Below are 13,763 nucleotides of genomic sequence, written 5' to 3'. Positions count from 1 at the left end.
GAAACAAGGACAAGATAAAAGAGCCTCAAAAAAAGGTATTGCAACTTGCCAATACCTTTTTTGAGGTGCTTTTTGAAAGCCATCAAATGATGACTTTTCAGAGGGAGCAAAAAACTGTTCCCTTTATATTCTAAACATTTAAATGTCTTTTTTAAACAGTTGGTTAAAGAAACCGTCTGTATTTTTAAGAAGGGCTTTGAATACCTTAGATTTAAGAGCTACAGTATGAGAGAAGTCATCTGTTTTTTCCAAATCTTCTTCGACTGCTTTATCAAATAAAGGCCTTAACTCATCATAGTTACTGATATGGACGCCATCAATATCGATACCTTCAAAGCCTTTCTTAGCTTTAGCAAGAACCTCCTCGTACCAATGTCTCTTCCACTCTTCAAGTGTCTTGAACTTGTCTCCAGATACTTTCTTGATGATAAAATCATCTCCTAATAAGCTATTATTTTGTCTATTAGCTTCATCTTGATATTTGCTAGAGACATATCCAATGAATCCATTTGCATATCCAAAGTAACCCCACATACGAAAAGCATTGTGTTTAAATGATAATGAACCAGGAGCACCTTTGCTTGTATTACCACCATAAATACCAGCCATCATATTGACATTTACGTAAGCTGAGTTTGGTGTAAAATCTTCTGGTCTATAACGTCCATTACCTGGATTTCCATGTTTTGTCATGAAGTTATTATCCACTAAATCATTGACGCTAGATAAAGTCATTACCTTTTCTTCATCTTTCAAATCACGGACACTATCCCATTGGTTTGGACCTAAAAGATCATTATACTGAATCTTAAAGCGCATTTCTTTGTCAATCTTCTTGAACCACTTACTATTGTCTCCTTTAATTTTAGGAAGTACAGCATCAGCTTCTACATGATCAAGCAACATCATAGCTTCATTGTAGTTTCTCATGTAGCGGTCAATGTCATCACGTGTCTTTAATTTGTCAGGATCTGGGTTGTACCATTGGTTACCATCATTTGGACGATGGTAAGCCATGTTAATTCCAAGTGCGCCGTATTCACCATTAGTCGTTGAGCTGTCAGGTGTTTGCAGCATACCTTGTGCATAGGCTTCAACGTCTGTACCTTGACGATGCTTATGACCACCGAAGTAAAGCATTCTATCGTTTACGTGTGTTGTTTCGTGAGTAAAGGCTGAAATACCAAACGGACTAATCATATTTGTTCCCATGAAATAAACTTGGTCATTATTATTAGGATCTGGGAAAATAGATGCCATAGCTCCCATATTCCAGTTGGTATTATGGAATTTCCAAGTTGGTCCATATAATTCACGAATAGGTGCAATTGGTTTATTGTTCTTATCATAACCCATACGATTTACACCTTCAACGTTATGATAGTTTTGGTTATCCCAAACAGGTGTCGGAACCCTATTTTGACTTTTGAGTAATTGGTCACGTACACTTGGCAATGCTAAACGTGACCAAAAATCAAGGTAAGTTTGTTGACCTTTCGCAACATTATCAATCTCTTTCTTAAATTCGTTTCGAGATTCTTCTGTATACTTACCATATTTCTCAAATGAACTGTACGCCATCGTGTTATATGTTGAAATTAAGAACATATGGGCATCTTTAAGCGTTAGAAGTGGTAAAATCATACGACCATGAACACCGTTATCTAAACCATCAAAGACTCTATGACGTTTATTGACAAAGTCAGGATTTGTAGTTTTAGGTTCTGAAACATAAACATTCTTAGCTGAGTGGATAAACCAATCATTGATGTCTTTATCCTCTGTAAACAAACGCATGTTGTATTCTAGGAAGTTACGAAGACTACCTTTACCAGTATTACTTGCAATGATTTCACGATAAGCATCCTGAGTTCGGTCACCCTTTAAGTTCTTCTCGCTAGACCCGATGTTAATCAAGCGATCTAACACACTTGGTGTTTTACCGTAGAAGTCAGGTTTAAATATCATAATGTCTTTGATACTCATACTGTTGTCAGTATACTTAATGTTATAGTAACGGTTCAAGTAAGATAGAGCCATCATAATTTTCGCTTTATTATCGTCAATTTTCTTCACAAGTGCTTTCATCGCAGCTTCGTCACTATTCAATTGATGATCTTCATTTTCGACTAAAGCTTTCACAAATTTATCAAGATTGTCTTTGACGTCAGTAAAGCTTTCTTCTAGATACAAATCAGCTGGATTTCCAATAATTTTACGAACATCTTGCGAATCGTATGTGACTGAAGATAACTTCTCTTTCACATCTGCAATCAGTTTCACACGGTCTTTCTCAACCATATTTGGTGTATAAACAACATTTTGTCTAGCGATGGTATATTCTCGAACTTGTTTCACTTTAGAATCAGCATTCTTAGTAACATCCATTTCTTCCTTAGTACCATCAGCATAGTGAATCATTATTTTATCGATATCCGATAAATCGGTCACGAATTGACCATCCTTCATTCCCGTAACAGAAAGGACTTCTTTCTTAGCTAAGTTTGAATCTTCTGTAAGTTTGTTACCTTGGTTGACAATCCATTCTTTGTTATAAAATGGTTGAAGTTTCTCAATATTACGATAAGCCAGATCTCGATCTACTTTATAGTCTTGGGTTGACTTATATTCATCTTCTCTTCTGGTTAAACGATTTAAGCGATTGACAACAGGTTCGTTGATTTCGTATTTATCAGCAGTAATATTAAAGGCTGCAATTCTCTTGTTAGCTTCATCTTGACTAATTTCTTTAATTTTGTCACGAGAACGATTGAATGAATGCTTACCTGAACTGACACCTTTGACAACAAAGTTACGCTCTAACCAGCCATTTGTGAAATAACCACCATCGTAGTCCAAATCTGAAGAACCAAAGAACTCTTCACCATTTTCAACTCTCATCATTGAAATATTATCTTCCAGTTTACCAAAAGGAAGATTGCTATTGATAAATCCACCTGTTTCAAGCAAAACTTTAGTCTTAATGGTTCCTTTGGCGACCGATTTACGAATTGAACCGTATTTACCAATTCCCATAGAGTCGTTACCATTATCTGTTTTAGCAACTAAACCACCTATACGGGCTCTGTTGGCAACAATATCAGCCTCGACATATGCTTTTGCAAGATTACCTCTCCAAATCTCACCGGCAATGCCAGCCATATATTGACCTTTATCACCAACACCTGTAAGATTACCGATGAAGGCTACATTTGTCAACTGACCACCACTATCGATTTTATTGACGATACCTGCAATATTGTTATTAGCAACTACATTACCAGTCACCTTAACATCTTCAACAGTTGCATTTTTCACCATATTGGCAACAGGTGCTATTCCGTCAGCCCAAGGCATATTGATATCCGCATTACCTAAATTAATATTCTTTACTGAACCATTTTCAACACGGTCAAATAAGGGACGAGCAATGTTATGAATTGTATATTGTTTACCATCAACACTTGATAGATGTCCCTTAAACGTACCTGGGACATATTGTTTAAAGGGTGTTGGTACATTTGTAGCATTCAAATCTGCACCAATTTTAAATGTACCGTTTTTATTAACATTCATAGCATCTACTAAATCTTTAAAGTTATAGTAGACATTATCTTCTTTAGGATGGGGTTTTTCTATATAATAAACATACTTATTGCGCGCCTTAGATGGATCAATGTGTTGAATCAAATCTTGAGCTTCAGCCGTAATTTTATAAAGTTTTTGACCTTCTTCAGTTACTTCCTCAATTTTATCAACTGCTAAACGTGTTACTTTATTATCACGACTAGTGATTTTTAAGTACATTTTCTTCACATCTTCATCAGAAGGTTTTTCGCTCATGAAATCACTAGGTGTTTCAGTACCATCATCATTCACCTTCACTAAATTAGTAGATGCGATATTTTTAATTTCAACTTTTTTCAACTCCAAACGCAAAGGTTTTTCATCCAGTTTAGATGTTTCATCACCTTCACCACGGTTGTAAGTCATTGTTGTTGCAATTTTATAATCTTTGAATAAATCCAAACCTTGAATAGCGTCTGTCAATTTTTCTTTAGATAAATCAACTCGCTTAACAACAGTGTCCCCATCTTTAATCTCAGCTATAATGCTCTTGATTTCAGCATTACCTGTATTTTCAAGAGTGTAATCCAATGTAGCTGAACGATCCATCGCATCTTCTGTAACCTTATCTAAAGTCAAAGTTGGAGCAACTTTTGACGTATATTCTGGCAACTCAGCTTGAACTTCAGGTTCTCCCTTTTCAGTGACTACAGCTTCTGGTAAATCTTGTTGAACCTCAGGTTCTCCTTTTTCAGTGACTACAGCTTCTGGTAAATCTTGTTGAACCTCAGGTTCTCCCTTTTCAGTGACTACAGCTTCTGGTAAATCTTGTTGAACCTCAGGTTCTCCTTTTTCAGTGACTACAGCTTCTGGTAAATCTTGTTGAACCTCAGGTTCCCCTTTTTCAGTTACAACAGCTTCGGGTAAGGCTGTTTGAACCTCAGGTTCCCCTTTTTCAGTTACAACAGCTTCTGATAAGGCTGTTTGAACTTCAGGTTCTCCCTTTTCAGTGACTACGGCTTCTGGTAAGGCTGTTTGAACTTCAGGTTCTCCCTTTTCAGTGACTACGGCTTCGGGTAAGGCTGTTTGAACTTCAGGTTCTCCCTTTTCAGTGACTACGGCTTCTGGTAAGGCTGTTTGAACCTCAGGTTCCCCTTTTTCAGTTACAACTGCTTCTGATAAGGCTGTTTGAACCTCAGGTTCCCCCTTTTCAGTTACAACTGCTTCGGGTAAGGCTGGTTGAACTGCGGGTTCCCCCTTTTCAGTTACAACAGCTTCTGATAACGATGGTTGAACCTCAGGTTCTCCCTTTTCAGTGACTACAGCTTCAGGTAAAGCTGTTTGCACCTCAGGTTCCCCCTTTTCAGTTACAACTGCTTCTGATAACGATGGTTGAACTTCGGGTTCGCCTTTTTCAGTTACAACTGCTTCTGATAAGGCTGCTTGAACCTCAGGTTCTCCCTTTTCAGTGACTACAGCTTCGGGTAGGGCTTGTTGCACCTCAGGTTCGCCTTTTTCAGTTACTACAGCTTCTGGTAAGGCTGGTTGAACCTCAGGTTTGCCCTTTTCAGTTACAACAGCTTCTGGTAAAGCTTGTTGCACCTCAGGTTCGCCCTTTTCAGTTACAACAGCTTCTGGTAAAGCTGTTGTAACTTCGGGTTCGCCTTTGTCTGTCATAACTTTGGATTGTTCAACTAGCGAAACCGATGAAACCGTTCTCTCATCAAATTCCAAGTAACCAACATATCTGTAACCAGAAATTTGCAACACACCATCACGTCCAGACTCATGGATGTTAGCATTCAAATTAAGTGCTGAAGTAGTTGATAGTGTAACTAAACCTGTCGCCCCTACAATCAAAAATGTAGCTATTTTTTTATTTCTCTTATCTTTTGTAATAACTACAACAAGACTACCGATGGTCAATAAACCCAATACAGTCATAATAGATTGTGATTGACCAGTATTTGGTAGTGCGTCTTTCTCATAAACCAAAGCATATGATTCTTTTGATTCGTCAGGTCTACCTTGTTTGAGTTGATCACGTTCAGTTTGTGTCAAATTACTATAATCCAAGTAATGATAAGTCGATGCACCAACAACTGACGGTGCAAATAAAAGACTCCCCAAGAATATCGAACCAACAATACCCTTTATTTTCCGAATGGAAAATCTATCTTTTTTTAATAATGACAATTGTAATCCTCTACCTTTACTTTTTATTTCCTAATAGCAAATACTATTTTTTATTCTCAAAAATTGAATTTCTAAAATCATCGGTTTGATCAAGATAGGCTTTAAAGATTGCCTGTTTAAGTTTATGAACTCTACTTCTTTCTGGATATATATTCACAAGATAATCCTCAGCATCTTCATTGACAGCAGTAGTTATCATTCTTTGAAGATCTTCTATATTTTTTATTGTCACTCTATCTTTTCTGAACCAACTTCCATTTGGGTTATCGAAGCTAATGCTCATTAATTTATTAAATTTAGCTTTTCGTTCTTCATACATTGCTTTTTTGAAATCAACCCATGATTTATATTCATTATTAAACACTTTTTGAAGTACTAACTCATCAGTTACATTACCGATTACTTTACCATATGATGTAATAACATCACCATTGGCTTTTGCTTCTTCCGCATATTGATTAGAAATATATGGTACCATTCCATCTTTAAATCCTTTTGCAGCTAACAATTCAAACGCCATACGACGACCCATTAAATCACCCGGAGTTCCTTTATCATTACTTAGAGCAGAATATATTGGTGAGAATAGTTTAATTGTATAATATCCATTTCGTTTAAAAGTATTGTCATTTCCATTTTCGTATCCTCTTCTTGTAATAACATCATTTTCAATTAAACTATTAAATGAGGTTAATTTGTTAAGTTCACTAGTATTTAAATAACGAATAACATTGGTTGCATAAACTCTACTTCCGTCTGGATCTGTTTCAAATTTATTTTCTATTCTTCTCAACAACTCATTTTTCTTAGAAATATCTAATTTAACAACTGCATTACCTTCTAGATATTCTAGCATATAAATTACATCAAACATATTATGCATATATTTTTGTAAATCTTCTGCATTATTAAATCGTTTTGTAGGATCTTTCACCTGAAGTCTAGTTAGATCTTCTGATTTTTCATATTTCAATATAGAGTTAATCGTAATAGTAGGATCATTTGGATGATCAGGAGCTTGTAACAATCCTTTAGCATAAAACTCTGGTCCAAGTCCATTTCTTCTTCCATATCCTCCTAGATAAATTTCTCTATCTGAGTTATGCGTCATTTCGTGTGTATAAGTTACCGCACCATCTTTATCAAGCATACGATACGCCATATAATAGAATGCATCCCCTGTAGCGTATGCTCCATTAGAATTATGGACAACATTATTTCCCGCTGGACCGAAGAAATGTTTTATTGCCGGATGATTAGTTTCAAAAGTAGCTTCTTGTAACCTATTATCTTCATCATTTCCAAATCTAAATGCATCATAGACTAGAACACTTCTATATAATTTTTCTTTATTTTTATCATCTAGTATTTTATACCAATAATCATAGTGATCTCTAAATCTAACGGCCGCTTCTTTTGCTTTTGTCTCAACATAGTTATTTAAATTTGTTCCTGCTGGATGTTCTTTACTTCTATATCTATCATAAGCACCGAAACCTATTGTCGAAATGTTCGCAATCATAAACACCGATTTTTCAGGTAATGTTAATAGCGGCAAGACCATACTTGGGTATTTCCAAGATGGGCTAGTTAATCTATCATATACTCCAATTGAATATGGACTACCAGCTATTGATTGCTTATCACTTACCTCTTTAATTGTAGATTTTTCTTCTACTATATAAGCTTTAGTTTGTTCTTTAAACCACTCATTATTTGTTTTATCTGGTACAAAAGCTTTTCTATATTTTTCCAAAGCATCAAATAAATTATTAGTTTTATAATTTTTCGCTAATAAAACGTTATAAGTTATAACATTATTTTTCGCTAGTAAATTATTATATCCAGATTTACCTAGTTCGATAACATTATCTAACGCTGAACTATTTGATTTACCGAAGAAATCCAAGTGGTACATAACTAAATCTTTCGCTTTTGTATTACCATATTTGAAATTGTACCAACGTTCTAAATATGTTAATCCTAGAAGTAAAGCTTCCTTATTATTTTTAATTTTTTCGATTACATAATTATCTATTATCTTATTGTTATTTTCAGCTATTGCAGCATCTGCAGTAAGTAGTTTCGTTAAACTATCTCTCAAGTTATTTTTTGTAGTATTGAATTGTTCTTCTAAATATAGTTCTGTTAAACTAACATCATTTGAAACATCTAATACTTTTCTAATTTCCTTTGATTTATATTCTACACTATTTAATGTTGGTAATACTTTATCTAAAATATTATTATAATTGTGAAGTAATGTATTCGGTGTGTAAATTAATTTTGTATCGCCTATTCTATACTCTGCTACATTTGAAAAATCACTTTGATAATTTACATTAAGTTTCTCTGATGTATTGTCCGTATAATATAGTAGTAGTTTATTTATACTTGATTTGTATTGGTTAATATCACTAATTACTTCTTTATCTTTCATAGGAACTACTGATAATAATTCCTTATTGTAAAGATTACTACTTGACTCTACTAAATTTCCGTACTTAACTATTGTTTCTCTATTATAGAACGGTAATAGTTTTTCTATATTTTTATATACTTTTTCTTTTGATGAATCAGCATTCTCAAGACTTCTATAGTCAGTTACATATCTAGAAGAGAAGTTAAAATCTTCTGTTTTAATAATATTTTTAGATGCAAAAGCAGATTTTTTCTCTCTAATCTGAGCATCTTCTAAGACTTCTCCTCTTTGAACAGTAGAATCCTTAGTTAAGATTTCATCATCCTCTGGTACTACATTTACAACCTTATTATTTTTATTACTATAAACATTAGTTGCTTTCATATTATCAAAATGTTTACCAGCTATAGCATTACCGTTTGTAACATTAACATCGCTTAGTACATTTAATAGTTTTCCAGATTTTTCTAAACCATCCACTGGATCCCAAAGGTCTCCTACTACACCACCTACATAAGCAAAAGGTTTAACATTATTTAATTTCCCTTCAGCATAACTACTACTTATTACGGCATTATCAATTACTGCACCAGCTATTCCTCCAATAGACTGATCTCCTTGCGTTGCATTCGTCGCCATATCGATAGATGCAACCGACTTGTCTATTAATGCTCCCGAACCAGAAAGTTTACCTACTAAACCTCCGATTTGATAACTAGCAACTGTTTTATATGTATTAGTTATTCTACCTGTATAGCTACTGTTAGAAATAGTAGAATTATTAACTTGTGAAACTAATCCTCCTATTCCATGTTCCCCAGCTATCGCTCCATCAGCATGAACATTACTAATTGCAGTTCTATTTTTCGCTTCTTTAGCTACTGTTGCAGCATCTTCTTTTGCTGAAATATTGACATCTTTTAATGAAAGATTTTCTACTGTAGCGCCATTTAATCCCCCAAACAATGGTTTTTTCAGATTATAAATAGCATAATATTTCTCATTATTTGTTCCTACTAATTTTCCATGGAATTCATTTTTCACATAACTTTCTTGGCCATCTGGTAGTTCAACTTCACGAGCATCCATAGTTGCACCTAAATGAAATTCTCCATAAGGATTTCTATTCATTTCGTCAACTAAATTTTTAAATGATGTATATACCCCAGTTTCACTTTGCTGAGTTTTAGGTAAATAGTATGTATAATTATCTAGTACTTTATTATTTTCATGTTGTATCAGATTATTTGCACTTGCTACTATTTTATAAACAGCTCTATTATCTCTATTATCTTTATTATCATCAGTAATACTTGAAACAGGCAGCATCACATCTTTAAAGTTCTCTGATTTTACTTTCATGAAGTAATTTTGTGGGTCATTTGGCACAGAATCAAGTGAAGTTACATGACGATACTTATCACCTTCTTTTGAATATAGTTCTACAGAAGATATATTTCTAAGCTCTAATTTCTTATTAACATCTTCTTCTTTAACATCGTCTTTTTTCTCATCTTTATGACGTTCTAGTGCATCATATGTCGGAGTAATTTCTTTACCATTTATAATACTTCTAATCCAGTCTAATTGTGTTGGAGATAATATTAATCCTCCTGAACGGTTCTTAGCACCATTTTGGTGTACACCAATGACTTCACCGTTAGTATTAAATATTCCTCCACCACTCATACCAGGTTTTCCACCTTGATATTGAACACCGTAGGTATTATTCGCATATTTTTGTTCCATTTCAACTGTAGCATCTTTTAAGTGCGTATATTCCCCACCTGGATATCCATAGACATTTAGTTTGTCATGAATATTTACTTTCGAGTAATTTTCTACTAGATTTACATGTTTTCTTTCTAAAGATTGTGGTAATTTAATCACTGCTAAATCATAGATAAATCCTTTTGGATAATCTTTTTGATTATAAAAATGAATATCCTCTGAAGTAAATGAACCTTTTTGTCCATCAGGTGTTACCCATTCATATGTATTTTTAGACTTTTCTCCTCTAAATTCACCCGTGCTGTTATCTGAAGAATTATTAATGAAATTGTGTGCTACTGTCAATAATACATTAGGTGCTATAAATGTAGCTGAACCAGTTCCAGATAACGCTTGATTACCTTTAACAAAATTCATTCTAAGTAGTGCACTGGCATTTTTTTGAACATTATTCGTTTCTGTTGTATTGTTAGTTTCTTCAGAAGGTTTTGTACTTTCTGATTTCAGCGGCTCGATTTTCCCAGTATATTCTGGAAGTGGGGCTACCTGTTCAGGTTCACCTTTATCACTTACTACTGCTTCTGGTAACTCTGGCTGAATTGCAGGCTTGCCTTTGTCGGTTACTACTGCTTCTGGTAAAGCTGGTTGAACTTCAGGCTCACCTTTTTCAGTAACAACAGCTTCTGGTAATGCAGGATGAACTTCGGCTTCACCTTTTTCCGTGACTACTGCTTCTGGTAACTCTGGCTGAATTGCAGGCTCGCCTTTGTCGGTTACTACTGCTTCCGGTAAAGCTGGTTGAACTTCAGGCTCACCTTTGTCAGTAACAACAGCTTCTGGTAATGCAGGATGAACTTCGGCTTCACCTTTTTCCGTGACTACCGCTTCTGGTAACGCTGGTTGGACTTCTGGTGTGCCTTTGTTGGTTACTACAGCTTCTGGTAAAGCTGGTTGAACTGCAGGCTCACCTTTGTCAGTAACAACAGCTTCAGGTAATGCAGGATGAACTTCGGCTTCACCTTTTTCAGTAACAACAGCTTCTGGTAATGCAGGATGAACTTCGGCTTCACCTTTTTCCGTGACTACCGCTTCTGGTAACGCTGGTTGAACTGCAGGCTCACCTTTGTCAGTAACAACAGCTTCAGGTAATGCAGGATGAACTTCGGCTTCACCTTTTTCCGTGACTAAAGCTTCTGGTAACTCTGGCTGAATTGCAGACTCGCCTTTATCGGTTACAACTGATTCAGGTAACGTAGGTTGAACTGCTGGTTTGTCTTTATCGCTTACAACTGCTTTTGGCAATGCAGGTTGGACTTCGGGTTCGCCTTTGTCGGTTACAACTGCTTCTGGTAAATCTGACTGGACTGCAGGCTCGCCTTTTTCAGTAACAACAGCTGCGGGTAATGCAGGATGAACTTCGGCTTCACCTTTTTCCGTGACTAAAGCTTCTGGTAACTCTGGCTGAATTGCAGACTCGCCTTTATCGGTTACAACTGATTCAGGTAACGTAGGTTGAACTGCTGGTTTGTCTTTATCGCTTACAACTGCTTTTGGCAATGCAGGTTGGACTTCTGGTGTGCCTTTGTTGGTTACTACAGCTTCTGGTAAAGCTGGTTGAACTTCAGGTTCACCTTTATCTGTTACGCCTGTTTCCGGCAACGCTGCTTGAACTTCTGTCGGCTTAGTTGAAGAAACAGGTTTTTCTTCCTGAATAGTTTGTACCTTTGATGGATTCTCTACAAAATTTGGTGTAACATTGTAATCTACCTTTTGTTGATTTTTGGGAGTAGCTACTGATTTCTCTTGATTGCTTACTTTAAATTCAGAAGTTATGTTTCCCTCTTTGATATATCCAATATAAGTGTAACCTGAAATCTCTTTAGGAAGAGGTAATTTCTCTCCTAAAGTTAATTCATAGTCAGTATTGTAATTTAGCAAAAGATGATTTTCTAAAGCATGGGCTGAAACTAAGACACCATTTCCTATTCCTGCAACCAATACTAAATGTAATACCGTTTTATTCTTAACCTTTTTCTTGGAGACGGCAAAAATTAAAATTCCCAGAGCAGCTAAGCTAGCACCAGCAACTAGGGCTTGCATCTCATTCTTACTTCCAGTGTTGGGTAATTCCCCCAGTTGATTTTGGGAATTTAATTTATAAACAAGATAATAAGTCTCATCATCATTCTCCACGTATGTCGGAATATCATAGACAAGCTGCTTCTTTTCATCTGATGATAACTCTGACTCTGTCACATATTTATAGTGAACACCTTTAGTCTCTTGAGCCTCTACAGATGAACTACCTAATACAGACATAAAAAATAAACTTGAAATCGTTGCAGATACAAGTCCTACTGATAATTTTCTAAATGAAAAACGCTGCTGTTTTTCACCAAAATACTTTTCCATCATTCCTCCTTGAAATAAAATTTAAAAATATGTAAGGCAAACTTTATTATATTAGCTGTTATCTTATAAAAAGGTAACATACTTTAATTATACTCTTAATTTACAAAAAAGTCTTAAAATTGAGTTACGCTTTCATACTTTGTTTTATATATAAAATACAAAGGAGCAAGGTTTGCCATTTCCTATTTTCTCTTTTTGGATAAAATGTAACCTACCATGGAATTTCCACGGTAGGTGTTACTTATATCATTAATCGTTCTAAAAATGGTTTGACGCAGTTGAGGAGAATTCCTTCTATCCAGCTTTCTTGTGCTGAGGATAGATGTTCTGTCTGAAGGCTTTCTTTTAAAAAGTCTCGGACTTGTTCTGGTGCGATTTCAAACTCAAAGGCTTTCATTTTATAGAAAAAGTCGATGAGAGGATCTGACAGGTATGCGGTTGAAAAGGGTACTTCACCACTTTTTCGATATGCTAATAAAAGCCGAGCAAATCGGGATTTTTCTTCAGGAAGCTCACGAAAATAGGAATTGAGAAGCCAGGTCTGCTTCTGCTTTCTCTCAATTGGATCCTGACTGGCAATTCGTTGGTCTTTTTCCAGCTCTTTTTGGTATTGTTTGGCCTTGATAGCCCGTTCTGTTCGATTTTTACCAAAAAGAATTTTCTCCCACTTGCGTTCTTCTTGGGTTAGGGTTTCTGTAAAGCCAAAGTAATCTTGATAGGCACGCTCTGCTGGTCCCATTGCTAGAACCAGATTGTCTGCATACTGCTTGGCGATTTTATCCCTCTTCTTGCGCTCTTTCTCTGCCTGGATACGGAGTTCTTGCTCGTAGTCAATTTTCTCCTTACCTAGCTTGACAAGGTAGAGTTGGTCATCTGGCTTTCCAAGTAAAAAGGGTTTGATACACTTTTCAAGGACTTCTTCCATCCGAGCCTTTTTCTTTGGTTCTGCCTTGGTCCAACTTCCTCCTTGAAAGACTTCTAGGAAGAGCTGGTAGTCTTTCTCAGGTGAGAACTGATTTCCACGATTGGGCTTGAAAACACCTTTTTCCCAGAGCCATTTTAGAAGGCGCTCGTCAAAGTCACTTTTATTGACCTTGATTTTTTCCTTTTTCTGGGCTTTTCTGGTCAGATTTTCAACCTTTCTGAGTAGTTTTTCCTCCTTTTCCAATTGCTGGTCGAGGTTTAATCGATGAAAATGACGAACACAGTCGCTACCAATCGGAAAGAGGCGTTGACCTGTGACACCGTTAAAGAGTTCGTAGGCGTACTTGATGGAATTTCCACAGACACAATTGCTACGGCCGATACCGTTAAAAATCAAGGAAACTTCATTCCATTCCTTGGTAGCTTGTTCCCAAGTATCAGCTTTTGAAGCTTGTAAAACCGCATTATGCAGGGATTTTCTAACTGGAAGTGTCATGAGGTCTCCTTTCTA

General features: G+C 35.8%; 3 protein-coding genes. All 3 read right to left on the bottom strand.

The window, feature by feature from the left end:
• Positions 1-138: 138 nt before the first annotated feature.
• The 3 genes from ACAM22_RS04325 to ACAM22_RS04315 all read right to left on the bottom strand — a co-directional run bounded on the left by ACAM22_RS04325 (position 139) and on the right by ACAM22_RS04315 (position 13,748).
• On the bottom strand, positions 139-5,763 hold the full coding sequence (locus ACAM22_RS04325; protein WP_369606989.1) for a ZmpA/ZmpB/ZmpC family metallo-endopeptidase: 5,625 nt from the start codon (positions 5,761-5,763) through the stop codon (positions 139-141).
• Between the two features lie 43 nt (positions 5,764-5,806).
• Positions 5,807-12,328 (bottom strand): ZmpA/ZmpB/ZmpC family metallo-endopeptidase, encoded by a 6,522-nt coding sequence (locus ACAM22_RS04320; protein ID WP_369606988.1) that lies wholly within the window; start codon positions 12,326-12,328, stop codon positions 5,807-5,809.
• Positions 12,329-12,569: 241 nt separating this feature from the next.
• Complete coding sequence (locus ACAM22_RS04315) at positions 12,570-13,748, bottom strand: hypothetical protein (protein WP_369606987.1); 1,179 nt, start codon at positions 13,746-13,748, stop codon at positions 12,570-12,572.
• Positions 13,749-13,763 lie beyond the last annotated feature (15 nt).

Source organism: Streptococcus sp. SN-1, from assembly GCF_041154385.1.
GTDB lineage: Bacteria > Bacillota > Bacilli > Lactobacillales > Streptococcaceae > Streptococcus > Streptococcus mitis_CT.
The sequence above is the reverse complement of the archived record's forward strand: the minus strand, read 5'-3'. Positions and strand labels throughout refer to the sequence as shown.

Excerpts from the sequence above, each read along its gene's own strand:
- ACAM22_RS04320 (WP_369606988.1), bottom strand. The coding sequence starts at position 12,328 with ATGGAAAAGTATTTTGGTGAAAAACAGCAGCGTTTTTCATTTAGAAAA.
- ACAM22_RS04315 (WP_369606987.1), bottom strand. The coding sequence starts at position 13,748 with ATGACACTTCCAGTTAGAAAATCCCTGCATAATGCGGTTTTACAAGCT.